Source organism: Mariniflexile sp. HNIBRBA6329 (assembly GCF_043558645.1).
In the GTDB taxonomy this organism is placed as follows: domain Bacteria; phylum Bacteroidota; class Bacteroidia; order Flavobacteriales; family Flavobacteriaceae; genus Mariniflexile.
In genome coordinates this window covers 167942-193617 of the sequence record NZ_JBIFXS010000003.1, presented here as the reverse complement: position 1 = coordinate 193617, position 25676 = coordinate 167942, and the positions used below count along the sequence as shown (strand labels likewise).

The following is a 25676-nucleotide window of genomic DNA, read 5'->3' as shown; positions in this document are numbered from 1 at the left end:
TATAGTTTTATTATGAAACCAGTTTGTTTATCATACCGTTAAATATGATTCCATGAAAGGGCAGTACACTGTACCAATATAAACGCCCCCAAAGACCACGAGGTCTAAACGTGGCTGTTTGTTTTAAAATACCGTCTTCAATTTTAAATTCCAACCAAGCTTCACCAGGAAGTTTCATTTCGGCATAGAGCAATAATTTTTTTTCTTTTTTATCACTAAAAATAACGCGCCAAAAGTCTAAGGCATCACCTGTATTTAATTCTGAAATATGGGTTCTTCCGCGTCTTAATCCAATACCACCAACTAGTTTATCTAGATAACCTCTTAGTTTCCATAAAAAATTGCCATAATACCACCCTGTTGTTCCGCCTATAGACCATATTTTATTGATGGTTTTAGTTTCATCAAGTATGTTTCGTTGTTTAAAATCTTTAAAACAACCATACTTTGGTACGTTTATGTATTTATGGAAATTAGTATTCAATCGACCACTACTTACCATAGAGTCTTTCCAACTAGAAACAATACTGTTTTGTTCAATTTTCTCAAAAGCTAGTTGTACAGCTTCGGTGTAGGTTATAGGTTTTATATCTAAAATTTTGTTGATGTCACTTTGTTTTCCAACAATTTCAACACCCATACTATCCACCAACGTTGATGCTAATTTATAGGATGTAGAGGTTACAAAGTATAGCCAGTAAGATGATAGTTTTGGCGTCATTACTGGTACTGTTAAAATGTAACGCTTTAAACCTCTAATTTTAGCAAATTCTAAAAGCATTTGCTTATAGGTTAAAATTTCGGGACCAAAAATATCGAAGCTTTTATTGTAAAGTTCTTGGTTTGCTTTTGCTTTTGATAAAAATGCCAGAACATCTCTTACCGCTAGTGGTTGCGTTTTAGTGTTTAGCCATTTTGGAGCTACCATAACTGGCAATTTTTCAACCAAATCGCGAATAATTTCAAAAGCAGAACTGCCAGAACCCACTATAATGCCTGCTTTAAAAACAGTAAGCGCATAAGTGTTTGATACTAATAATTCTTCAACGTTTTTTCTAGATTGTAAATGTTTAGATAGGTTTTCTTCATTGGTAATACCACTTAGGTAAATGGTTTGCTTTAACTTAGAATCATCAAAATACGTTTTGAAATTCTCGGCACATTTTGCTTCTAAAATTTCAAAATCTCTTGATGTGTTCGACATGGAATGTATAAGATAGTAAGCAACATCAATATCTTTTGGAATACTATTTAAAGTTTCGGGTTTTAAAAAATCTGCTTCAACAATGCTAATATGTTCGTCTTCCAAATATGTTTTGTCTGCCCTTAAAGCATCTCTTACAGCACAAACTACGTGGTGTCCTTCATTAATGAGTATCGGTATAAGTCGTTTACCAATATAACCTGTAGCGCCTGTAACGAGTATTTTCATTTATTTTGGTTTAATTTCAGATATTTTTTTTGGTCTTTGGTATTCTAAACGTGTTTTTAATTTAGGAAGCGCATAGCCATCTAACCCATTAATAGCTACAGTGTTTGCTTTTGATAGGTTTACAAAACCATCGCTTTCTAATAAATAATCTTCAAGATATAAATCTAAAATTTCAGCTATAATTAATATGGTTCCATTTGCTTGAATGGGGTATTCTTCAACATATTTCATGGCCATTTGTACAGGGGATCCATTTACAAATGGTGCAAAAAAATTGTTTTTATAAATTTCCTCTAGATTAGTAACATCAAATTCTGAAACATTGGAATTATATTTTGCCGATGTGTGATGCGCATCTTCCATAATAGTTTCATTTATATGATTTATGGTAAAAAAAACAGTTTCTTTTATATTATCATAGGTGTTTCTAATAACGGTTGTTGGTCTTAAAAAGAAACCCAACAATGCCGGATTGGAACCAATATGCGTTACCGAACTAAATATGGCTACATTACTAATACCGTTTGAAGATTTTGTGCCAATTAAATTAGCCGATTTAAAACCAGAACAGCTGTTTATAAGGTTGATTTTATATAAATGCTCTAGCTTATTAATATCATCTTGACTAAAATGTGGCATTACAAGTTTTTAAAATTGTTAATCTTTACATCTTTAGCCTTAAAATCGAACATCAAGTTATATAATCCAAAAAAGGTACGGTTTATATAGATGAAATGTTTAGAACCACGATTTCCATTCATTTTTTTTAATTCAGTATTTTTGGAATAACGCTGTCCTAATTCTGCAATTTTTCCGAAGAAATCACTATCAGAAAAATCGAAGGTTTCCACATGAAACGGTTGTGTAAATAAGCTTAAAAGTTCATGAAACATTTCGGTAAAAAATTCAACTTCTTCTTTTGAATCATCTTCACGCAAAATTTCCAATTCGTATAATTTTTGAACAAAATATTTTTGATTTGAAATATTTTTTGGTTCGGCCAATTCAAAATAAGGTATATAAAAATTATTTGGAATGGTTTTCATACAACCAAAATCGAGCGCGATTAATTCTCCATTTTCAGAAATTAAAAAATTTCCAGGATGCGGATCTGCATGAACTTTTTTTAGCTTATGAATTTGGAACATATAAAAATCCCAAAGTGCTTGCCCAAGTTTATTGGCAGTTTCTTGATTGGTATTATGAGCGGTAAACTCCGAAAGGTGTTCACCTTCCATATAATCCATCGTGATAATTCTATCGGATGATAATGCTTCATAATATTGAGGAAACAAAAGGTTAGAAATGTGCTTACAAGCTTGAGATATCTCTTTGCTTTGCTGCATTTCTAATATATAATTTGTTTCCTCAATTAACTTTCCTTCCACTTCTTTAAAGTATTTATCCGAGTCTTTTCCCTTAATATTAAACATTTTCATAGCAATAGGCTTAACCAGAGCCAAATCGGACGCAATACTTTGTGCAACTCCTGGGTATTGGATTTTCACAGCAAGTTTTTTCCCATTTTTAGTTGCTACATGTACCTGACCAATACTTGCAGCATTTACAGAAGTTGAGTTGAAGGAATCATATAATTCATTTGGCTGTTTGCCAAAATAATTTTTAAAAGTTTTTAATACCAATGGAGGCGATAATGGCGGAACAGAAAATTGTGCCAACGAAAATTTTTCGACATAAGCCTGTGGCATAATGCTTTTTTCCATACTTAACATTTGAGCTACTTTTAAAGCACTTCCCTTAAGTTGTTTTAAACTATCGTAAATATCTTCAGCATTATTTTCATTTAATGTGGCTCTAGCTTCAGTTTCTGTTTTGGTTAATTTATCACCATAATATTTTAAATAATTAACGCCAACTTTTGCACCCGTAGAAACTAGTTTTGAGGCTCGGTGTATTTTAGAAACAGGAATAGAATCTATTGTTTTCATATATTTTAGTTCATGTGCATTTTTTCTTTGAAAATGAATTTTCCAAAGTCAATAACACTTTTTAGTGGTGCAATGTTTAATACATCGAAGCTCGTGTTAACTGATTTTTCAATAAAAATATCAGTTTTTTCAAAAGATGCAGAGGTGTCTTCCAACCAAAACTTTAGGGTTAAAAGGAACTGTATCCATCCAGATTCTTGTATTGCTTTATTTTGAATTTTTTCTAGCTGCTCTTGTTTTACATCAATGGTTTCAATACCAAAACTTTGAATGTAATTTGTGAAACTTTTTCTAAGTTTAGATAGTTTAGATAACCCTTTCATGCTGTTTTTATACTTGTGTAAAGCGTAAACAACATAACTTCTGTTGGCTGTTAAATTTTCAAAGAATGTAAAGTAGAAACTTAATAGCTTGTTTCTAGCATCAAATGATAGGTACTCTTCATTATTGTTTAATGCAGAAATAGTATTATCAAAAAATGCTTTAAAAATGAATTTCTCTACGGCTTCAAAGGAGCCAAAATGTTCGTAAAATTTAGCTTCTTCAAAATTATTTGCTTTAGCAAAAGCATAAACTGATTTTGGATTTTCATTGTGCTCTAAGACATAATCCATGTAAAATGAAATAATGTCGTTGCTTGTAATAATTTTCTTTTTTGCCATAATAATGAGTTATATAGCAAATATACAAAACGTTTAATCTTTATTAAACAAGATTAAACAAAATTTAACTTATTATGTGAGTTTCATTATCAAATGTTGTAATAAAAAGACAGAATGTGGATTAATATGGCTATTGCGTAATTTTAGCTTGGTAAAATTTATTATTGAAAACTGTTCTATTTACGAATACAAAAGCTTGATAAAAATCGTCATTGGGTAAATTAAAAATATCATGTCCTTTATTCAAGTAACTATATAACAGAAAACTAGTTTTGTTAAGCTCTAATTTTTCTGAAATAATTTTAGAACCGCTTAAAAACAGAAAGCCTGGTGAAGTTGGCAAGCAAGATTGATGAGAACTGGTATCGTAAGGTACCACTTTATCATTTACACCATGATACAATACCGTTGGAATTGAATTTTCTTTGGTTATTAAATCAGGTTTAAATATCGCACCAGATAGAGAAATAACTGCTGCGGGCTTAATATCTTTATAAACATCCTTGTTTTTTATAATAAAATCTCTGTTATAAATTATATTTAATGCAGTTTCACCACCTGCGCTTACTCCAAATAATATTATTTTGCTATCATCTATTAAAAATGCATTCTTATATTTTACAAGATATTGTAGCGCATTCAGTAAATCTTCAGCTCCGTTTGAGAATACTTTTATTTTATCGTTAGCAGGATAACTGCAATTAATAAATTTATTTTTAACCAATCTGTAGTCAATTGAAGCAACAACAAAACCTTTTTTAGCAACATTTTCGGCCAAATATATTAAGGAACTTTCATTGCGTTCACCTTTCATAAAACCGCCACCATGTATAATTACAAAAAGTGGTCTACCAAGTATGGAATCATTTTTTGGTTGGTAAACATCTAATTTTAAAGTATCCTTATCCCGTATGGAATATGTATATGTTTTAGATGAAATACTATCAAAAACCCGATCTACATATCGTGTTTGTGATATTGAAATAAAAGAAGAAAATAATATAAAAATGGTTATTATCTTTTGATTCATTCTATTTTATGGAGTAATTAAAAAAAAGTTTTTACAAAAGTAGGTGTTAAATTAACAGATATGTAATACTAATAAAAATTAAATTTCAAACAAGCGAAAATATTTGTAATCAGTATTTATTTAGATTGAAAATGAAGGTCTTAGTTAAAGGAAATGTAAACTATCTTAGCGTTGCTAGATTGATCATTTAAAATTAATAACAATTTGTTTAAACAGAGAATAACAAGCCTAAAGCCATGTAATTTAAGGTTTTGTTAACATTTTAAAAGGTACTATTCATTAAATTTATAAAAACTTAAAAATTTCGATTATGAAAAAATTATTACTGATTTTGATGGCAATAACAGCAGTCTATTCTGTTGATGCTCAAATAAAAACCCCACAACCTAGTCCGTTTAGTAAAGTAGAACAAAAAGTTGGTTTAACCGATGTGGTACTTGAATACTCCAGACCATCCATGAGAGATCGCGTTATTTTTGGCGATTTAGTGCCTTACGGAAGACTTTGGCGTTTAGGAGCCAATGCTAATACAAAAATTACGTTTAGTACCGATGTAACCATTGGTGATAATAAATTAAAAGCCGGTAGCTATGCTATTTTTGCAACACCAAACGAAACCTCTTGGAACGTTGTGTTTTACAGTGATGCCTCTAATTCTGGATTGCCTAAAGAATGGGATGATTCTAAAGTGATGGCTATGGTAAATGCTGAGGTGTACCCAATGCCTGTTAAAATAGAAACTTTCACTATGACTTTTGATGATTTAACAAGTAGTTCGGCAGTTTTAGGAATGCTTTGGGAAAGTGTTTATGTAGGTGTTAAAATAGAAGTTCCAACGGATGATATGGTGCTTGCCAACATAAATGATGTTATGAATGGAACACCAACCGGAAACGATTATTACGCGGCGGCTGTTTATTATTTGCAAGAAGGAAAAGACATTAAGCAAGCTAAAACTTGGATTGATAAAGCGATAACCATGGCAGGCGATAAGGTAGCGTTTTGGCAATTAAGACAACAGTCGTTAATTTATGCAAAGTTTGGAGATAAAAAAGGTGCTATTGCTGCTGCAAAAAAATCATTGGCCGCTGCAGAGAATGCTGGAAATGCAGATTATGTTAAGATGAATAAAGACTCGCTTAAAGAGTGGGGAAGTATGTAATTTTTACAAAGTTTAGATTTCTAGATTGTTAGAAATTAAGTCAATAGAATATATAAAAGCGCAACTGATAAAGTTGCGCATTTTTGTTTTTAATCTTCATCTTCTAAGGTGAATATTTCTTCTACTGAAATTTTAAAAAGGCGTGCTATTTTTAGTGAAAGTACGGTTGAGGGTACATATTTGTTTTTTTCCATAGCATTTATAGTTTGCCTACTAACCCCAATTTTATTGGCTAAATCTGATTGTGTCATATCGTGAATGGCCCGTTGAACCTTTATGCTATTCTTCATCGCTATTAGATTTTAGTTTTAAAAAATTAAAGCGAACAATAAAGAAAATTAATGGTGTAAACATATTATAAACCAAAACAGTGAAAAAATCACCTTCATAGATAAATATAACTGTTAGGAAAAGAATGATATAATTTAGTATAATTGCCCAAACTAACGATTCGTGTCTTAACTTATGAATAAATTCATCCTCAATCTTTTCCTTTGAAAAACCCACTAATAAACCTCCAATAATTATTAAAATTGAAATAATTTCATCTAAGAATTCAAATCCAAAATTATTAATTAAATCCAAATTAAAGATATCTTCAGTTGAATCAAAAATTTGAAGAGACACTCCCAGAATGATTCCTGTTAAAAATAGTACCCAACCAATTTTTTTATATTTGTTTGGTAATAAATAATTTGTTTTCATATTTGCTCGTTTTTAGATTGATTTATATGATTGATAGATCAAAAGTAAAGCAAACTTTACATTTAGACAAATATATTTAACAAAAAGTAATTCTAACTTGACTTTTAATATTCAAGATTAATAATTTCCCTAACGCTGTCCAATGTTTTAATCAGGTTTTTGCTAAAATCAAAAGTCATAATATCGCTTTCAGTTTTACCATCCCGAATGAGTTGGTTGAAGTGAATGGTTTCGTAGTTATACCCAACAGTATTATATCCAAAATTTTTTGTTTCTTCTTTTCCATTTGCTATGATGGTAACCGTTGTTGGCGCATGAAATTGGGTGTTAATCTTAATAGTTCCTTTTTCACAATAAAAAATGGCTTGTGTCGGTAATACTTCTAAAAGCGAACTTTTTAAATAGGCTTTTGCACCGTTGTCATAATTAAAAACCATACTGCATGAAGAGTCGGTGCCATTTTCAAAGAAAGTAGCCGATGCTTCCATGTTTTTAGGTAAACCAAGTGTAGAAAGTGTTGCAAAAATAGGGTAGATGCCAATATCCAATAAGCTACCACCGCCCATTGCTTTATTAAACAATCTGGTTTTTGTGTTGTATTCTCGTTGAAAGCCAAAATCACTTTCAATTTTTAAAATGCTGCCGTACGTTTTACTCTCTAATAATTTCAAAACGTATTGATAATGTGGTAAAAAATACGTCCAAAGTGCTTCCATTAAAAGTACGTTCTTTTCTTTGGCTTTAGCTATCATTTGGTCTACTTCAGCAGCATTCATAGCAAACGGTTTTTCACCTAAAACAGCAATGCCCTTTTCTAAACACATAAGTGCATTTTCTTTATGCAAAGCATGTGGTGTTGCAATGTAAACAGCATCAATTTCAGGGTCGTTTGCCAATGCTTCATAGCTATTATATGCTTTTTTAGCATCATATTTATCAGCAAAATAATCTGCTTTTTCTTGATCTCTTGATGCAACGGCATATAATTCGGCATCAGGAATTGTTAGTAGGTCGGTTGCAAAACTATTAGCAATTCTTCCTAAACCTATAATACCCCATTTTATTTTTTTAAGTTCGGATGGTGTCGTCATTTTTAATAATTAGTTGAAGGCTACATGCTATAGCAATAACAATAGCACAGCCTACAAAGTTTAGCCATAAAAAAGGCAAATTGATATGATGGTATACATCTAGAAAATACAGTGCAATTACAATAACTTGGGTAATTAATGCAGCTATAAAAACCGCTTGACCTTTTACAAATTTAAAGAAAAATGCCAGTAAAAAGATACCTAACACATTTCCGTAGAAAATAGACCCAATAATGTTTACAAGCTGAATTAAATTTTCGGCAAGATTAGCAATGCAAGCCACCCCAATGGCAATGATTCCCCATGCAAACGTAAACCATTTGGATGCTTTAACCATGTGTTCTTCGGTCTTTTCAGAGGTGTTTCGTTTGTATAAATCTATGGTGGTTGTAGAGCCTAAAGCGTTCAGTTCACTGGATGTACTGGACATGGCGGCACTTAAAATAACAGCCAACAATAAACCAATAAGTCCGCGTGGTAAATTATTTAAAATGAAGTGAATAAAAACGTAATCTTTATCATTACTTTCAACTTTAATACTTTGGTTTTGGGATACTTTATCAATTAAGTTTCTTGCTTTATTTCTGATGGAATCACTAGCTTTATTGGCTTTTGAAATAGCTTTTGAAGTAGCTTCATTTTCAGAATGCAATAACGATTTTATGAGTACTTGTTTCTCTTCAAAATGTGATTGTTGCTCCTGTTGAAGACTTTTGAATTCCTCGGCGTATTTCGAATTTAAAATCAGTTCAGTCGCTGTTGGATTAAAGTTGATGGGAGCTTCATTAAATTGGTAAAACACAAAAACCATAACCCCAACCAAAAGGATGAAAAATTGCATAGGTACTTTCAGTATACCATTAAAAATCAATCCCAATTGCATTTCTTTAACTGATTTTCCTGAAAGATACCGTTGCACTTGGCTTTGATCGGTCCCAAAATATGAGAGCATTAAAAACGTACCACCAATAATGCCGCTCCAAAAAGTATAGCGATTGTTTAAATCGAACGAAAAATCCAATATTTCCATCTTCCCATTGGCACCTGCAATAGAAAGCGCTTTGCTAAAGGTGATATCTTCCGGAAGTTTATCAACAATTAAAAAGAACGCTACCAACATGCCAATAAAAATAACCACCATTTGATGTTTTTGCGTCACGTTTACAGCACGTGTACCACCCGAAACGGTATAGATAATTACTAAAAAGCCTATGATGATATTGAGGGTCAATAAATCCCAGCCCAATACAACCGACAGAATAATAGCAGGAGCAAAAATGGTAATGCCGGCGGCTAAACCACGTTGTATTAAAAACAATATGGCGGTTAAAGTTCTGGTTTTTAAATCGAAGCGATTTTCTAAAAATTCGTAAGCGGTGTAAACATTTAACCTATGGTACAACGGAATAAATACCATACAAATAACTACCATGGCAATAGGTAATCCAAAATAAAATTGTACGAAACCCATGCCATCGTTAAATGCCTGCCCTGGTGTAGAAAGAAAGGTAATAGCACTGGCTTGGGTAGCCATAACCGATAAACCAATGGTCCACCATTTTGAGGTATTGCCCCCTTTTAAATAATCTTGAACATTTTTACTGCCCCGAGTTTGCCATGTACCGTATACCACAATAGCAAGCAAAGTAGCACTTAAAACAACCCAATCTATCAAGCTTAGTGTTTGCATATTAAAAGGCTTGCATGATTAAGTAAAACAGGATGAAATAGACAGCGTTGGCTATTAAAACGATAGAATACAGTTTTAGCCAAGGTTGTTTGGTTTCTTTTTCGTTACTCATGGCTAATTGTTTAGTTTAGATGCTGGTTTTAAATCTTCTTTTCCAATAGAAAGCATGTTGGCAAACAATCTATATGCGCCCGATACACCTTCCGGAAATTCCCTAAAAAAGCTCAACCCCGTATAGATATAGTAACCTTTACCATGTTTGGCAACCAACAAGCTGCCATCTTTTGGTGATTCGTTTTTATCGTTCATAGATAGAATAGGGGTGTACTTAGCGTCCCACGAATTTGGAAAATACAAACCGCGTTCTTGGGTCCATCCTTCAAAATCTTTTAGGGTGATTTTGTTCGGGTAATTTAAAATAGGATGCGTAGGGTTTAAAAAACGGACTTCAGCATTTTCATCGGTAACCCTATCGCTTGATAACTTCAAAGGATAAGGCGCCATGTTATTAATATTTAAACCTCTACTGGTATTGTATTGCACAACCATATTGCCGCCATTGGCAACAAAATCGAACAAAATTTGTTGTTTAAATTCCAGGTTTTCAACCACATTGTAAGCTCTAATACCAACAACAACGGCATCAAACCTACTTAAAGTTTCAGCATTAATAGCATCCGGATTTAAGGTTAAAACATTGTAACCAATTTGTTGTAAACTTTCAGGAACTACATCGCCAGCACCAGCAATATAGGCAATGTTTTCTCCTTTCTTCTTAATGTCTAAACGCACAATTTTACTTTCGCTAGGAAGCAAAACCGTTTGAAAAGGGATGTGTTCATAATTGATTTCTATAAGTTCTTTGGTATATGCTTTATCATCCACATGAACTACAGGGTTGATGTAACCTTCACTTTGATTTTTAGGAGGTATTATGGTGAAAGTGACCATTTGCTCTTCTCCTTTATGAACAATATTGACTTTTTGCTTTTCGGGGGAAACGTTCCAATCTTTAGGATGGTTAATTTCAACAAAACCTTCTAAATTATCCCGACCTGCTCTTACTATTACATTAATGTCTCGTTGTTTATCATTGCTGAAAATGATAACTTTTTCTGAAATTTTAGCTGAAGCTTCTGGAATGATTTCAAACGGACGGTACAGTTCCCCTTTATCAGGTTTTGAATAACGATATACTACAGGTTTACTGATGGTGATGGGCACATTATTGATTTTTAAGTTGAAATCTATAACCACATTTTTAGGGGTTTCTGGTAAGCCTATCAGTTCTCTGTTTTCAACTTTATACATCCCTAAAGTGCCTTTTTTGTTTAACCAATAGGGTGAGGTGTAAGCTTCATTATTTGAAATAAAATAGGTAGTTTCAAACTTTTCAGAATCATTATTTTTTAATTCTAAATTTTTTGAAATTGTTTGTTCATCACCTTGTTTAATAGTCTCTATAATAACACTTTGAGTACTTCTATTTAAAGCTTCAATATTAACTTTTATGCTTTGATTTGGAGTACTAGTTTGGGCTTCGGCTGAAGCTTCTAAATACAATCCAGCACACATCTCAATAATCGATTTTAATTCTTTTGTTTTTTGGGTTTTCCAATGTTCGTCTTCAATATTTTGAAGTAATTTATAAGCCTCCATCAATTGAGGTATATGGGTAGATGGATTTTTAAAATTGAAATTATTTTCAACAGCATATAGAATATCACCAATGGCTTTTCCACCTTTTACACGATTCCAAGATGTGTCAATGCCTTCAAATATATTGTCGTTATTGGTTAAAGCATCACCTTTTAAAAATTCCAGATATTCTTTTTGTGTACCGCGTTGCGATAAACGCCCAAAACCTTGGCATAAATGTTGGCTACTTGCCAAGGATGCCAATTCGTTATTGGACATGCCTTTTAACGGGTAGTAAACGCCAATATCAAAACTTAATTTATTGTTTTTGTTGGCTTTATCGAAATCTTCTTGACTTCTGTAAAACCACGAATTTGTATTGAAAAACAAACGTTTAGGTTGCCAAACACTGGCTTGTTTTAGCAAATCGGGGAAAGCCGATTTATCATTCGCCAAATCAAAAGCTTCAAAACTTAACATGGCAGAACTTGTATGGTGCCCGTGCGTTGTACCAGGTGTTCTGTGGTCAAAACGATTGATAACAATATCTGGTTTAAACTTGCGGATGGCCAATACCACATCGCTTAAAACCGCTTCTTTGTTCCAAATAGCTAGGGTTTCTTCGGGATCTTTTGAATAGCCAAAATCGTTGGCGCGTGTAAACAGTTGTTCACCACCATCAACACCTCTCGCGGCCAGTAATTCTTGTGTTCTTATAACGCCTAAAAGCTCACGTATTTCCGGACCAATAAGGTTTTGTCCGCCATCGCCTCGTGTTAACGACAAATAAGCGGTTCTTGCTTTTACATGGTTGGACATGTACGAAATCAACCGGGTATTTTCGTCATCGGGGTGTGCGGCAATGTAGAGTACCGAACCTAAAAAGTTTAGTTTTTGAATGGATTCAAAAACCTCTGAAGAAGACGGGGTTACTGGTTTTTGGGCTTGTGAAATTGAAAATGAAAGAAAGGATAGTATAAAATAAAGTAGAATTTTCTGCATGTTTTTATAGTTAGCTAAAAGCCAAATATATAAAAGAAACCAGCATTTTTGCTGGTTTTAATCTTTATTTAACGGTTTGGAAATACCTCTTTAAATCTTTTTAAATTCTTTTTTTTGGGGTTCGGCAGGAATGATGCTTTGGAAGTTGTGATTGAAAAACTGTTGTTGGATGGAGTCCATACGCTTCATCATGCTTTTTATATGTTCATCTTGATTTATAAAACCATCATAAAAAAAGTTATGAGGGTTGAAATGCCCCGTAATGGAATCTTGTTTAAAGAAATCATCAAAAAATGAATCATTAAAAAAAGAATGGTTGCTGAAGTGATTTTTAAATTTTAGTTTGATACTATCGCTTAACTTGCCATTGGAAGAGTAACTGTAAGAATAAATAGAGTCATATTTTGTTAAATTACCAAACTCATCATATTCTTTGTTTACTTGAATGTTCTCGTCTGGTTTTAAGGCTTTTTCTTCGCTGTTTTGTTTGGTTTGTGCGTTGCAGTTGTAAAATAGAAAAAAGAAAATTGGAATAAATTTAAGTGTTTTCATTTTTAAATATATTTTAAAATTAAACAATTTATTTTATTGAATAATTTCAAAAAATATACCAAAAACACTCATGTTATTTCAAGATTCCTGAAAATGTCAAATTGACATAAACGATTGGTTTAGAGCCACTTTTTTCGCTTAAAGTAATAAAGCATGCCTAAAAACATCACAATCATGATGCCCCATAAAATGAAGTAGGAGTATTTGTAGTGCAACTCGGGGATGTAATCGAAATTCATACCATAAATACCAGCAATAAAGGTCAATGGAATAAAAATGGATGCCATTATGGTAAGCACTTTCATAACCTCGTTCATTTTATTGCTAATGGTTGTCATGTACATATCCATTAAACTCCAAATCATTTCGCGGTAAATATCGATGTTTTCAGATACTTGGATTATGTGGTCGTAAATATCACGATAAAAGGTCTTTGTTTTTTTTAGAATGAGTGTGCTTTCGTGTTTTTCAATACGGTTTATAACTTCGCGAAGCGGAAAAATAGCGCGTCGCACCCTAAGTATTTCCCGTTTTAAATCTTGAATGTCTTTGTTTATGGTTTTGTTTACTTGCCCAGAAAAAATACTGTCTTCATAATCTTCAATTTTGTCTCCTAAATCTTCAATAATGGTAAAATAATGGTCTACAATAGCATCCATTAAAATGTAAAGTAAATAATCGGCTTGCATGCTGCGAGCCCTACCTTTTCCTTGGCGAATGCGTTCTCTTACAGCATCAAAAACATCGCCTTCAGATTCTTGAAACGATAGTACATAACCTTTCCCCAAAACAAAACTGATTTGTTCTGAAACAATGGTTTCGTTTTTATCTAAATAAAGCATTTTAACCACCACAAATAAATAATCGTCATATTCATCTATTTTGGGACGTTGTGAAATGCTTACTAAATCTTCTAATACTAAGGGGTGTAAATCGTAATGAATACCAAGCTTTTCAATTTCTTCTACATGGTTTAAACCGTTAATATTTATCCAAGTTATAGAATCTGTATGTTTAAAATCGAAAGCTTCTTCAATGGTTGAAAGTTCTTTTTCAATACATTTTTCAGTATTATAATCGAAAACTTCAACAAACAGGTTTTTAGTAGATTTATTACCCGTATAAATCATACTACCTGGAGCTTTCCCCAGTTTTTTATGATGCTTTTTAATTCTGTTTTTAGCCATTTAATAAATATAAGGAATATTTAAATACCGTCTATGGCATCATCATCAATAGCATCTTTTTCAATAAGAGTTACGGCTCTTTGTAGCATTAAATTGTTTGGGTAGGTTACCAGATCACCATTTTCTAAACGCAAGTGCAATTGAAACGCTCTAATGTCTTCTATAATGCCTTCTAAAGGAAAATCTTTATCATGAATTTGGATTTTATCTCCTACTTTATAAGGAAACGAAATGAACATGATAATGCCCGAAGTGATGTTGCTCAAAATAGACCAAATAGCGAACAAACCAATACCGATGACCGCAAAAACAGATGAGAAAACAAGAGCCAATTCGCGGGGTTGTGTTCCAAAAATAAAAGGAATAATAAGAATGCCTATTAAAACGAGTGTAACCGATACGTATCTGTTAATTAGGTGAATACGTGCTAAATTGATGCCGTTTCTTCGTGAAATTTTTGTAATAAGTGTCGTTGATATAAACCTAACAATAAGTAAAAAAAGAAGTAGAATTCCAGTTGCTATTAATTCGCTTTTGTAAGTCTCAAAAAACATTTATAATTTGATTTGAATGAATAACAAATATACGTTAGAAAGCTAATATATAGTAGTCCATTTAGAGTTTTCACAAATCATTAACTATATCGTTTAATGTTTTGTAAACAATGTGTGTTGGTAAGCCCATAACATTAAAATATGAGCCTTCAATTTTGGTAACGCCAATTTGCCCTATCCATTCTTGAATACCATAAGCGCCAGCTTTATCGAACGGTTTGCATGTTGAAATATAATGTGATATTTCTTCGTCTGTTAAATTTTTAAAAGTAACTTTTGTGATGGCATTCAAGGTTTTTTCTAAGGTTTTGGTTGTAAAGCAAACCGAAGTTATCACCTCGTGCGTGGTATTGCTTAGCGATTTTATAATTTGAAAGGCATCGGTTTCATTTCTAGGTTTTCCTAAGGCTTTGTTGTTGTGCCAAACAATGGTATCGCTTGTAATTAGTATGTCGTTTTCTTTCAGTTCACCCTTAAATGGCAATGCTTTTAGTTGTGCCAAATAATCGCTTATTTCAAAGTGTCTTAATCTTGGTGGGTAATCTTCGGCAATAGGTTTTAAACGAATTTCAAAATTCAACCCCAAAGTTTTAAAAAACTCTTGTCTTCTAGGAGAGGCAGAAGCTAAAATTATGTTGTGGTTTTTTAATTTTTCGTTCAGCATTATAATAAAATATACTTGTATAAAAGTAGTGAAAGCATTCCAAAAAGCATCACTAATTTAAACACATTACTTATATGGTGAAAGTCTTTTTTTGTTGTGGCACTGAAAATTTTAATGCATGCGTAGAGTAGTGGTCCAATGATTGAAACTAGAAAATAAAGTACCGCTATTTGATTTTTATAAAGTGAATTGATGACGTAATAAACAATCGCCAACAGGAAAATAATTGAAAGCGTAAACAATACTTTAGAAGCGCGCTCTGTGCCAATTGCAATGGGTAAAGTATTCATGCCAGCTTGATAATCTCCATTAATATCTTCAATGTCTTTAGCTATTTCCCGAAGTAGGTTAATTGCAAATGCAAAAACGGCATAATCAAAAATGATTTTGAAAAAAGTGAGTTGTGTGGGTTGATTGATACTGGTAATTGGAGGAAGTAGTTCAAACACGCCAACAATAATAAGGGTTAGTCCAACCAACATTGAAACAATAATATTGCCAATTAATAGCGTTTGTTTTAGATAGCTGGCGTAAACGTAAAGGAGTACCGAAACAATTACGAATAAAGAGAAAAAGGCACTTCGTCCTACTAAATGAGATAAATAAAATCCAACTCCAACACCAACAACGTTGAAGAGTATAAATAAATTATAAGCGGTTTTTTCTGAAATGGATGTTCCAATAATAAGTTTATCGGGTTTGTTTATAAAGTCGGTTTCAACATCATAGATATCATTGATGATGTTTCCAGCAGCAGCAATACAAACGGTAGCAATAATAAGCAGTGTAATTCCTAAAGGCGTTAAACTGGTTTGTACACCAAAAGGTTCTAAAAGTGCGTATTTAATTAGTAATTGTATTAAAACAATCATTAATAAATTTTTCCAGCGAATCAGGTTTAAGTAGTTCAAAAGTAAAAAGTTTAAAAGTTTAAAGTATGCCTAAGGCATATTGCTTAAAGCCTAAAGCTTTTTATAACGCCCATTTTCCTTGTACTTTCAATACCTGTTCAATAACATCTCTGGCAGCACCTTCACCACCTTTTTTATGAGAAATGTATTTGGATATGCCTTTAATTTCGGGTATGGCATCTTGGGGGCAGGTAGGTAAACCAACTGCTTTCATAACTGGGTAATCGGCAACATCATCACCCATATAAAGGATGTTTTCTGGTTTAATGTTGTTGGTTTTTATATAGGATTCAAACTGTTTAATTTTATCATGGGCTCCAAGAAACACGTCTTTCACACCCAAACCTTCTAAACGTAATTTTACACCTTCGTTAGTTCCTGCTGAGATAATAGCTACATTATAACCTGCATTTACGGCAAATTTTATGGCAAAACCATCTTTTATGCCCATGGTTCTTAATAATTCACCAGATGTAGTTACTAAAACAGTGCCATCAGTTAGGACACCATCTACGTCAAAAATAAACGTGGTTATGTGGTTTAAATATTCTTTATAGCTTTTTTCTTCCATGTGTGCGTTGTATAGAGGTTGTTAATAGGTTGTAAATGTCTGTATGGTGTTGGTCTTTTAAAAGTTTTAAATGCCTTCTCAAAGTTTTTTTATCATTGCGCTTTGCAGGACCCGTTTGTGCCATGTAAGGCGACATATCTTGCACTTTTTTAGCCGTTTCTAAAATAAGCGGTTTAAGTAAGTCGAATTCCGCACCTTCACTTTCGGTAATTTCATGCGCCACTCTATAAAGTTGATTAGTGAAATTGTTCACAAAAACAGCAGCTACATGCAGTACTTTGCGTTGGTCCGTATTTACTTTTTTAGTGGGGCTTCCTATTGAAATTGCCAATTTTTTTAGCAGGTGGTAATCAACACTTTCCAAAGCTTCAATGCAAATAGGTACATTAGCAAAATCAACACCTGCAGTTTTGCTGAACGTTTGCAAGGGGTAAAACACGCCACGTTTGTGCTTTTTATCAATATCATAAATACCCACAGCGCCTGAGGTGTGTACAACCAATCTGTTTTCAAATGGAAGTTGGGAAGAAAGCGGTTTAATAGCGTCGTCGCTTACGGCTAGAATGTATAAATCGGCTTCTTTAAGTAAAGATAAATCATCAATAATATCTACCTCTTTTTTATAGGCTTTCAAGGTGTTAATGCTTCTGTTATACCATTGAATAACAGATATTTGTTCTACTTTATTGAAAGTTTTAAATAAATGGGTCGCTACATTGCCAGCGCCAAGAATCACTACTGAAATCATACGGCAAAAGTACTAATGTATTATGAATTACGAATGCATAATGATAAATTTTTAGGGCGCATCCCTTTGGGTCGGGCTATCCATTCCAAGTCCTCACTCCCCGAAGTATCGGGGTTGCTGTGGGCTTTCCATTTCTATCCCTTGCGCGCTTGTTCGCAGCTATAGCTTATCGAGCAATTTTTAGTTACAATAGCTCAGGGCAAATAGCTGTAAAACAATCAAAAAAACGTTACTTTGTAATATGATTAAAAAAGACATAAAAACCCGAGAAGATGTGTATTTATTAGTGTCTTCATTTTATAAAAAAGTGAGGAAAGATGCTGTTTTAGGTGCTTTTTTTAACGATGTTATTAAAGATTGGGATGCGCATTTAGAAAACTTAACCACATTTTGGGAAGCCAGTTTGTTTTTAAAAACCAAATATTTGGGCAATCCGTTAGAAGCGCATGTAAATGTAGATAAAGAAAACAATAACAGCATTACCGAAATGCATTTTGGCTTGTGGTTAAACCTATGGTTCCAAACAATTGACGAGCTTTTTGAAGGCGACTACGCCAACAACGCTAAACAGCGCGCCCGCAAAATGGGTACTTTTCTGTATTTAAAAATTTTTGAAGCAAGAGAGCGTTAGTTTTTAGTCACAGTCGCAGTCGCAGTCACAGTTTGCTGAATACAGGAAACTTTGAACCTTTGAAACTCTGTCACTTTGTAACTCTAAACCTTAGAAGCTTTTTCATAAACTTTAACACAGTAAAATAAACTTAAATACTTAAATTTGCACGACCTCAAAAAAGGGTTCACATCATGCAGAATAAATTCACCAAAATTCTTTTTTCAACACGTCTTACCGGTATTTTATTTATAGTATTTGCAGCGGCTATGGCTACAGGTACGTTTTTAGATGCAGGACAAAATACATCGCCAACGCCATATACCAGAAATTTAATTTATAATGCGTGGTGGTTCGAGGCCATTATGGTGTTTTTTGTCATCAATTTTGTGGGCAATATTTTTAGATACCAGCTGCATAAAAAAGAAAAGTGGGCTACTTTAGTATTGCATTTAGCATTTATATTTATTCTATTAGGCGCTTTTGTTACTCGATACATTAGCTTTGAAGGCATGATGGCCATTCGTGAAGGCGCTACCGAAAACACCTTTCTTTCTCAAAAGACATACATAACCACCTATATTGATGGTGGTTATGAAATTGATGGGGTGCCACAACGGTTACCACTTGAAAAGGAAGTCGATTTTTCGGGACGCATGGAAAACGATTTTAAAATTGAAACAAAGTATCACGAACAACCTGTAACCATTGAATTGGAAAAGTTCATTGTTGGAGCAGAAGAAGATATTATTCCAGATGAAACAGGCCATGAGTATTTAAAAATAGTTGAAGCTGGTGGCGGAGGCGCGCATAACCACTTTTTAAAAGTAGGCGAGGTGCAAAGTATTCATAACGTCTTGTTTGCATTAAATAAACCAACAGATGGTGCCATCAATATTACATATCAAAATGACGAACTTACCATCCAATCACCTTTTGAAGGCGAGTATATGGTAATGGCAACTATGGCACAAGGTACTTTGGTAAAAGATAGTTTACAGCCACTTATGTTGCGTTCGCGATATGTAATCGGCGACATGCAAATGGTGTTTCCAAAACCCGTTGTCAAAGGTGTTTTTGATATTGTTCAAAAATCTCAAATTTTAAAGAATGATGAAGATGGCGTGGTGCTAAAAGTCACTACAAATGGCGAAACCCAACGTGTTGGCTTATTGGGAGGAAAAGGCATGAACAACGCTTTTAAACAAATACAAATTGGCGGATTGGATATGGCTTTTAAATATGGCTCAAAAGTGTTGGAATTGCCTTTTGCCATAAAATTAAACGATTTTGAAGCGGAGCGTTATCCAGGAACCGAAAAAGGGTATTCAGCTTATTCAAGTCAAGTTACGGTTGTTGATGAACAAGAAGGAAGCTTCGACTATAAAATTTTCATGAACAATATATTGGACCATCGAGGGTATCGTTTTTTCCAATCAGGTTTTGACCCCGATGAAAAAGGTACAATCCTGTCTGTAAACCACGATTATTGGGGTTCTTTAATCACGTACATTGGTTACTTTTTATTGTATTTTGGGATGATGGCTATCTTGTTTGTAAAAGGTTCTCGTTTTGGTGATTTAAAAAATCAATTGGAAAAAGTAAAAGCAAAGAAGGCAAAATTGTTAGGTGTTTTGATATTGTGTTTTGGTTTGAATTCGTTTGCACAAACCCATTCTGAAAACGACGGGCATAACCATAATAACAAACCTACCAAGGCACAAATAGATTCGGTTTTAGCAGCTAATATCACTCCAAAAGAACATGCCGATGCCTTTGGGCATTTGGTAATTCAAGATTTAAGCGGGCGCATGATGCCAGTGAACACTTATGCATCTGAAATGCTTCGTAAATTAAGCAAGCATGATGAATATGAAGGTTTTGATGCCAACCAAGTGTTTTTATCCATGCAAGAAAGCCCAATGCTTTGGTATAACGTTCCAATAATCTATTTAGCCGCTAAAAAAGCAGATACCATTAGGCATCTTATTCAAGTAGATTCCAAAGAAAAATATGCAACTCTTGCCGATTTTTTTACTGAAAGGGGCGAATACAAATTAACACCATTTTTGGACGATGCTTACAAAGCTTTAGCACCTAATGGATATCAAAAGGAAATTAAAGAAGCCGATCAGCGTGTTAATTTATTGTATAACACCATTGAAGGTGCTTCATTAAAAATATTCCCGATTCCAAATGATGAAAATAACAAATGGATTTCGGCTAATGAATTTAAACATAGCGATTATAAAGTTCAAGATTCGCTTTATGCAAATTTTATAAGAAATGGTTTCAGAATGTATTTATATACATTGAATGCTGCTAAACAATCAGGCAATTTTTCTGAAGCCACCAAATTATTGGACGCTTTCAAAAAAACACAGCATCAACATGGTGGAGCAGTGATGTTAAGCGATGAAAAAATTAACACGGAGGTTCTATACAACAAATACGATATTTTTAAAAAGCTTTTCAGTTGGTATTTATACGCTGGAAGTTTATTGTTTGTATTGTTGATTGTTCAAATTTTTAAAGAAAAAAGCAAAGCTTTAAATATTAGCATTACGGTTTTTAAGTTCGTTATTTTAGGACTGTTTATTTTACATACTTTAGGACTTATTACACGTTGGTACATTTCGGGTCATGCACCTTGGAGTGATGCTTATGAATCGATGATTTATGTAGCTTGGGCCACCATGTTTTTTGGGTTGGCTTTTGGAAGAAAAAGTGATTTAACCATAGCATCTACAGCTTTTGTTACCGCCATGCTTTTAATGATTGCCCACTGGAATTGGATGGATCCTGCTATAGCTAACTTACAGCCCGTTTTAAATAGTTATTGGTTGATGATTCACGTAGCTGTAATTGTGGCCAGTTATGGTCCGTTTACTTTAGGAATGATTCTAGGGCTTGTATCGTTAATGTTGATGATTTTTACAACCGAAAAGAATAAGATTAAAATGGATTTGAACATTAAAGAACTTACCATTATTAACGAAATGGCGCTAACCGTAGGTTTGGTAATGCTTACCATTGGAAACTTTTTAGGAGGTATGTGGGCAAATGAAAGTTGGGGTCGTTATTGGGGCTGGGATCCAAAAGAAACTTGGGCGCTTATTAGTATTATGGTTTATGCCTTTGTGATCCACATGCGATTAATTCCAGGACTTCGTAGCCGTTGGTTTTTTAACCTTATGACTATTGTTGCTTTCTCTAGTATCATATTTACCTATTTTGGTGTTAATTTTTACCTTTCTGGTTTACACTCCTATCAATCTGGGCAACAAATTGCAAGCTTTAATATTATAGCCATAACAGTAGGCATAGTGGCTTTAATAGGTGCTTTTGCATACCGTGGTTACGTTAAGTTTTATAAAAAGTAATTTTTATGGCTAAAACGGGCAGAGATAAAAACACAAAAAACAAAGCGAAGCATTCTAAGTTAATGGCTCAAAAGAAGAACAAGAAAAAGACAGAAGAACAACTTAGAAAGGAACGTTTAAAAGCGATTATTCAAAAGGCAAATCAGGAAAAGAAGGATTTAGGGTAAAGGTATCTGTAATGTTTTTTAATGGTGTTCGACCAAAACAGGAACACTTTAAAACCAACATTATGAAAACCTTTTATCTACTTTTTTTAGTTCTAATTTCTTTTCAATCGTGTTCAAGTTCAGATACCTCAAAGATGGATGATGAAATGCAAATGGAAGAAGATGATATGATGAATGCTTCCGCTTTTGAAGGTGATTTTGTTTCAAGTGCTCACCCTACTTCAGGAAAAGCAACTGTTAATACCGAAAAAACTATTTTATCGTTAACAAATTTTAAAACCGATAGTGGTCCTTCTTTAGAAATATATTTGGCGACAAATACTTCTGGTTCAGATTATATAACATTAGGTGCTATAAAAGGGGTTGATGGCAACTATAATTATGCCTTACCTGCAAATGTAGATTTAACTAAATACAACCATGTTATAGTTTGGTGTGTACCTTTCTCTGTCAATTTTGGATATGCAGTTTTACAGTAATGATTTAATCTTATCAAAGTTTATTTCATCAAACTTTTTAATTACTAAATCAGCTTTACTATAATCTTGGTTTTTAGAATGGAAGCTATCAAAACCTATACAAAACACACCCGCACCTTTAGCTGCTTCAATACCGTTGGTGGAATCTTCAATGACCATACATTCTTCCGTTTTAAAACCAGAAGCTTTTACCGCATTAATAAAAATTTCGGGGTGTGGTTTCGATTCTTTTAAATCGGCACCACTCAGTTTTGCAATAAAATATTGGTTTAAATCAAACTTATCAAAAATACGTTCTATACTTGGCATGGTGGCAGAGGATGCCAAAACTAAGGTTACGCCGTTTCTATGTAAATCTTTTATTAAATCCAAAACATCTTCAATTAAATCGAAATCAGTACTGTTATTAAAAACATAATCAAAATGATTTCTTTTTAACGAAACTAAATATTCTGGGGTTTCTTTCAAACTAAAAAGATCGCACACTTGTTTGCAAACGTTGATGGTTGATTTTCCTGTAAATGATTCATAAAGACTATCCGTCACTTCAACATTCACATCTTTAAACATGCTGTGGTAGGCATAATGGTGTAATGGTTCACTTTCAATCACAACCCCATCCATATCAAAAATAACAGCTTTTAGCATTTTAATTTTTTTTGTGCGAAGATAAAAGAATAGAAGCTAATTGCCTAAAATATGAGTTTTTGAAAATTTATAATAAAGGTCGAAGTTTAATTATTAAATAAATTTTAATTTTAAACCTATACATTTAGCATATTAAAATTAGTTTTTATTGAAATTATCTAATTTTTAGATATTTAATTTACATGGAAAGAATACAAGCAACATACCTTATTGAAACTCCTTACCCCGTTGAACAAGCTGCGGCTGTTTTAGCAGGTGAACAATCTAGTGGAACTTTTGTATCTGTTCCCGGAGAAACCGATGAACTTAAAACACGTTTTGCGGCTCGGGTTGAGTCTATAGAAATATTAAACGAAGTTACTTCACCTAGCATGCCTGGTGAAATAATTGCTAATAAAGTTTATACACAGGCCAAAGTGAAAGTGTCTTGGTCGGTAGAAAACTTTGGGTATAATATTCCAACATTAATTTCAACACTTCAAGGGAATTTATACGAATTACGTCAGTTTACAGGATTGAAATTAGATGATTTTGAATTACCGGACTCCTATAAAAATCATTTTAAAGGCCCGAAATTTGGTATGAAAGGCACCAAAAAATTAGCTTCAGTTGGTTCAGACCGTCCTATGATTGGTACCATAATAAAACCAAGCGTGGGTTTAACACCTGAGTATACTGCCGATTTAGTAAAAACCTTAGCTGAAGCAGGGATTGATTTTGTTAAAGATGATGAGCTTTTAGGGTCGTCAGGAAATTCACCTTTTGCAGTACGGGTGCATCAAATTATGAAAGTGATTAATGCTTTTGCTGATAAAACAGGTAAAAAAATCATGTATGCTTTTAACATTACGGGCGATTTAGAAACCATGAAAACCAATTATGAGACGGTTTTAAATGCAGGAGGAACCTGTGCTATGTTAAGTATTAATAGTGTAGGTTGGGCAGGTGTGAAGCAGATTTGTGACTTTGGAGAACTATCTATACACGGGCATAGAAATGGTTGGGGCATGATAAACCGACATCCACTTTTGGGAATAAATTTCCCAGCATATAATAAAATTTGGCGATTGGCAGGTGTCGATCAAATGCATGTGAATGGTATTAAAAATAAATTTTGGGAATCAGATGATGCTGTGGTGCGCTCCATAAAATCATGCCAGACACCGTTTTTAAATAATGAATCGGTTATTCCTGTGGTTTCTTCTGGTCAATGGGGAGGTCAAGCTTTTGAAACTTATCAAAGAACAAATACAACAGATTTGCTTTATATGGCAGGTGGCGGTATTATGGCGCATCCTTCTGGTCCAGCAGGTGGCGTTCGCGCATTACACCAAGCTTGGGATTCGGCTGTAAAAGGCATGAGTTTAGAAGAAACGGCAAAACAGTATAAAGAGTTTGGAGAATCAGTTGTAAAATTTGGAAGTAAAAACTAATGCAGGAAGCAAAAGATATCTTATTGGCTTTTTATGGTGATGACTTTACGGGGTCTACCGATGCACTCGAGTTTTTAAGTAGAGCAGGAGCTAAAACGGTGCTTTTTCTTGAAAATCCAACATCAGAAATTTTGGAACAATTCAAAGATTTAGATGCTATTGGAGTTGCAGGTATGACACGTGCTATGGTACCAAAGGAAATGAAAGAAGTACTTGACGAAGCCTTTCAATCATTAAAACAATTAAAACCAAGACATATACATTATAAAGTATGCTCAACCTTTGATTCTTCACCCGAAATAGGAAATATAGGAACAGCTATTCAATGTGGAGTTCATGTTTTTAATAATAAATTCACGCCTGTTTTAGTAGCAGCACCCAATTTAGGGCGTTATGCTGCTTTTGGAAATCTTTATGCTCGTATGGGTATTGGTAGTCAAGGTGCTATTTATCGTTTAGACAAACATCCTTCTATGAGTAAGCACCCTATTACACCTTCCTATGAAAGCGATTTACGAGTTCATTTATCAAAACAAACTAATCAGTCTATGGGTTTAATTGATTTGGTAGATTTAAGCAAAGACGTTTCAGAAATAAAAGAAAAGCTTTCAGCAGAAATTAAATCAGGAAACCATATCGTGTTTTTTGATGCTATGTATGAAAACCAAATGCAAATTCTAGGTGAAGTTATAGATGCTAAAGTTGATGAGAAAACACCACTTTTTTCAGTTGGTTCTTCAGGTATAGAAAAGGCTTTGGGCGATTATTGGACAAAAACGGGAGCATTAAAACAGCGAACAGATTGGGAAATATTAGAAGAATGCCAACCTATGTTGGTACTTTCAGGAAGTGTGTCACCTGTTACGGCATCTCAAATTAATTGGGCGGTTGCTCATGGTTTTGAAGAAATTCCTGTTTCAATAGAAGCTTTAGAAAACGAAATTTCGGGAGCGAGATTCATTTCAGAATATCAAGAAAAGATAGTAACCTTTTTAAAAGAAGGTAAAAGTGTTATTCTTCACACCTCAAAAGGACCAGAAGATTCTAGATTTCATCAAACTAAAACGTTTTTCAATAAAAAAGGTTGGGACGAGCAAATGATTCGTTCGCAAACAGCCAAACGATTTGGTGAAATTTTAGGACAATCGGCAAGAAAAGCATTGGAGAAAGTTCCCGTAAAACGATTGGTGATTGCTGGCGGAGATACCTCAAGTTATGTAGCCAGAGAATTAGGTATTAAAGCGGTAGAAATGATAGCCCCCGTTTTTATAGGCGCACCCATGTGTCGTGCCATAGCACCAAATTCACCAGTGAACAATATAGAGGTTAATTTAAAAGGCGGACAAGTAGGCGATGAAACCTATTTTGGTGCATTACAAAAAGGAAAAAAATCAATTTAAAATATAAG

25 protein-coding genes are annotated in these 25676 nt (G+C 33.6%); 7 read left to right on the top strand and 18 right to left on the bottom strand.

Annotated features, from left to right (window positions below; all coding sequences use genetic code 11):
• Positions 1-10 precede the first annotated feature (10 nt).
• The 5 genes from ACGK9U_RS05475 to ACGK9U_RS05455 all read right to left on the bottom strand — a co-directional run bounded on the left by ACGK9U_RS05475 (position 11) and on the right by ACGK9U_RS05455 (position 5073).
• Positions 11-1432 carry an SDR family oxidoreductase gene (locus ACGK9U_RS05475; protein ID WP_394465362.1) on the bottom strand — a complete coding sequence of 474 codons (1422 nt, stop codon included), beginning with the start codon at positions 1430-1432 and terminating at the stop codon, positions 11-13.
• Positions 1433-2071, bottom strand: a complete 639-nt coding sequence (locus ACGK9U_RS05470; protein ID WP_394465361.1) for a flavin reductase family protein — start codon at positions 2069-2071, stop codon at positions 1433-1435.
• On the bottom strand, positions 2071-3381 hold the full coding sequence (locus ACGK9U_RS05465; RefSeq protein WP_394465360.1) for an ABC1 kinase family protein: 1311 nt from the start codon (positions 3379-3381) through the stop codon (positions 2071-2073). The genes ACGK9U_RS05470 and ACGK9U_RS05465 overlap by 1 nt, the downstream gene beginning before the upstream one ends.
• 5 nt (positions 3382-3386) lie before the next feature.
• Complete coding sequence (locus tag ACGK9U_RS05460) at positions 3387-4043, bottom strand: TetR family transcriptional regulator C-terminal domain-containing protein (RefSeq protein ID WP_394465359.1); 657 nt, start codon at positions 4041-4043, stop codon at positions 3387-3389.
• Between the two features lie 130 nt (positions 4044-4173).
• A complete protein-coding gene (locus ACGK9U_RS05455) occupies positions 4174-5073 on the bottom strand; it encodes an alpha/beta hydrolase (RefSeq protein WP_394465358.1) in 900 nt (299 codons plus the stop codon).
• 310 nt (positions 5074-5383) lie between these two features.
• Here ACGK9U_RS05455 and ACGK9U_RS05450 point away from each other — a divergent pair, with 310 nt between their 5' ends.
• On the top strand, positions 5384-6235 hold the full coding sequence (locus ACGK9U_RS05450) for a DUF2911 domain-containing protein (RefSeq protein WP_394465357.1): 852 nt from the start codon (positions 5384-5386) through the stop codon (positions 6233-6235).
• Between the two features lie 89 nt (positions 6236-6324).
• On the opposite strand, the gene ACGK9U_RS05445 is transcribed toward ACGK9U_RS05450, so the two are convergent.
• The 12 genes from ACGK9U_RS05445 to ACGK9U_RS05390 form a co-directional block, all read right to left on the bottom strand.
• The gene (locus tag ACGK9U_RS05445) at positions 6325-6525 is read right to left on the bottom strand and encodes a helix-turn-helix transcriptional regulator (RefSeq protein WP_394465356.1); all 201 of its coding nucleotides are present in this window, start codon (positions 6523-6525) and stop codon (positions 6325-6327) included.
• A complete protein-coding gene (locus tag ACGK9U_RS05440) occupies positions 6515-6940 on the bottom strand; it encodes a hypothetical protein (protein ID WP_394465355.1) in 426 nt (141 codons plus the stop codon). The genes ACGK9U_RS05445 and ACGK9U_RS05440 overlap by 11 nt, the downstream gene beginning before the upstream one ends.
• 104 nt (positions 6941-7044) lie before the next feature.
• Positions 7045-8031 (bottom strand): Gfo/Idh/MocA family protein, encoded by a 987-nt coding sequence (locus tag ACGK9U_RS05435; RefSeq protein ID WP_394465354.1) that lies wholly within the window; start codon positions 8029-8031, stop codon positions 7045-7047.
• Positions 8009-9721 carry a sodium:solute symporter gene (locus ACGK9U_RS05430; protein ID WP_394465353.1) on the bottom strand — a complete coding sequence of 571 codons (1713 nt, stop codon included), beginning with the start codon at positions 9719-9721 and terminating at the stop codon, positions 8009-8011. Before ACGK9U_RS05430 ends, ACGK9U_RS05435 begins: the two co-directional genes overlap by 23 nt.
• Positions 9722-9835: 114 nt before the next feature.
• Entirely contained in the window at positions 9836-12361 is a 2526-nt protein-coding gene (locus ACGK9U_RS05425; protein ID WP_394465352.1) for a PIG-L family deacetylase, read from the bottom strand.
• Between the two features lie 90 nt (positions 12362-12451).
• Entirely contained in the window at positions 12452-12913 is a 462-nt protein-coding gene (locus tag ACGK9U_RS05420) for a hypothetical protein (protein ID WP_394465351.1), read from the bottom strand.
• A 119-nt stretch (positions 12914-13032) separates the two neighbouring features.
• Positions 13033-14100: a magnesium/cobalt transporter CorA gene (gene corA / locus ACGK9U_RS05415; protein WP_394465350.1), complete on the bottom strand. Its 1068-nt coding sequence runs from the start codon at positions 14098-14100 to the stop codon at positions 13033-13035.
• Between the two features lie 20 nt (positions 14101-14120).
• Positions 14121-14654 (bottom strand): mechanosensitive ion channel domain-containing protein, encoded by a 534-nt coding sequence (locus ACGK9U_RS05410; RefSeq protein ID WP_394465349.1) that lies wholly within the window; start codon positions 14652-14654, stop codon positions 14121-14123.
• 70 nt (positions 14655-14724) lie between these two features.
• Positions 14725-15318 (bottom strand): Maf-like protein, encoded by a 594-nt coding sequence (locus ACGK9U_RS05405; protein ID WP_394465348.1) that lies wholly within the window; start codon positions 15316-15318, stop codon positions 14725-14727.
• On the bottom strand, positions 15318-16229 hold the full coding sequence (locus ACGK9U_RS05400; protein WP_394465347.1) for a geranylgeranylglycerol-phosphate geranylgeranyltransferase: 912 nt from the start codon (positions 16227-16229) through the stop codon (positions 15318-15320). The genes ACGK9U_RS05405 and ACGK9U_RS05400 overlap by 1 nt, the downstream gene beginning before the upstream one ends.
• 61 nt (positions 16230-16290) lie before the next feature.
• Positions 16291-16800 carry a KdsC family phosphatase gene (locus tag ACGK9U_RS05395; protein ID WP_394465346.1) on the bottom strand — a complete coding sequence of 170 codons (510 nt, stop codon included), beginning with the start codon at positions 16798-16800 and terminating at the stop codon, positions 16291-16293.
• The gene (locus tag ACGK9U_RS05390) at positions 16781-17548 is read right to left on the bottom strand and encodes a Rossmann-like and DUF2520 domain-containing protein (RefSeq protein WP_394465345.1); all 768 of its coding nucleotides are present in this window, start codon (positions 17546-17548) and stop codon (positions 16781-16783) included. Before ACGK9U_RS05390 ends, ACGK9U_RS05395 begins: the two co-directional genes overlap by 20 nt.
• Positions 17549-17789: 241 nt before the next feature.
• On the opposite strand from ACGK9U_RS05390, the gene ACGK9U_RS05385 reads away from it, so the two are divergent.
• The 4 genes from ACGK9U_RS05385 (at position 17790) to ACGK9U_RS05370 (ending at position 22187) form a co-directional block, all read left to right on the top strand.
• On the top strand, positions 17790-18179 hold the full coding sequence (locus ACGK9U_RS05385; protein WP_394465344.1) for a group III truncated hemoglobin: 390 nt from the start codon (positions 17790-17792) through the stop codon (positions 18177-18179).
• Between the two features lie 173 nt (positions 18180-18352).
• The gene (ccsA, locus tag ACGK9U_RS05380) at positions 18353-21541 is read left to right on the top strand and encodes a cytochrome c biogenesis protein CcsA (RefSeq protein WP_394465343.1); all 3189 of its coding nucleotides are present in this window, start codon (positions 18353-18355) and stop codon (positions 21539-21541) included.
• A gap of 5 nt (positions 21542-21546) precedes the next feature.
• Entirely contained in the window at positions 21547-21708 is a 162-nt protein-coding gene (locus ACGK9U_RS05375) for a hypothetical protein (protein ID WP_394465342.1), read from the top strand.
• Positions 21709-21770: 62 nt separating this feature from the next.
• Entirely contained in the window at positions 21771-22187 is a 417-nt protein-coding gene (locus ACGK9U_RS05370; RefSeq protein ID WP_394465341.1) for a DM13 domain-containing protein, read from the top strand.
• On the opposite strand, the gene ACGK9U_RS05365 is transcribed toward ACGK9U_RS05370, so the two are convergent.
• Positions 22179-22835: an HAD family hydrolase gene (locus ACGK9U_RS05365; protein WP_394465340.1), complete on the bottom strand. Its 657-nt coding sequence runs from the start codon at positions 22833-22835 to the stop codon at positions 22179-22181. The two genes, ACGK9U_RS05370 and ACGK9U_RS05365, sit on opposite strands and share 9 nt — an antisense overlap.
• A gap of 182 nt (positions 22836-23017) precedes the next feature.
• Between ACGK9U_RS05365 and ACGK9U_RS05360 the strand changes: the two genes are divergently transcribed.
• Together ACGK9U_RS05360 and ACGK9U_RS05355 are read left to right on the top strand one after the other, a co-directional pair.
• Positions 23018-24268, top strand: coding sequence for a ribulose-bisphosphate carboxylase large subunit family protein (locus ACGK9U_RS05360; RefSeq protein ID WP_394465339.1), 1251 nt, complete (start codon positions 23018-23020; stop codon positions 24266-24268).
• The gene (locus tag ACGK9U_RS05355) at positions 24268-25668 is read left to right on the top strand and encodes a four-carbon acid sugar kinase family protein (RefSeq protein WP_394465338.1); all 1401 of its coding nucleotides are present in this window, start codon (positions 24268-24270) and stop codon (positions 25666-25668) included. The genes ACGK9U_RS05360 and ACGK9U_RS05355 overlap by 1 nt, the downstream gene beginning before the upstream one ends.
• Positions 25669-25676: the final 8 nt, after the last annotated feature.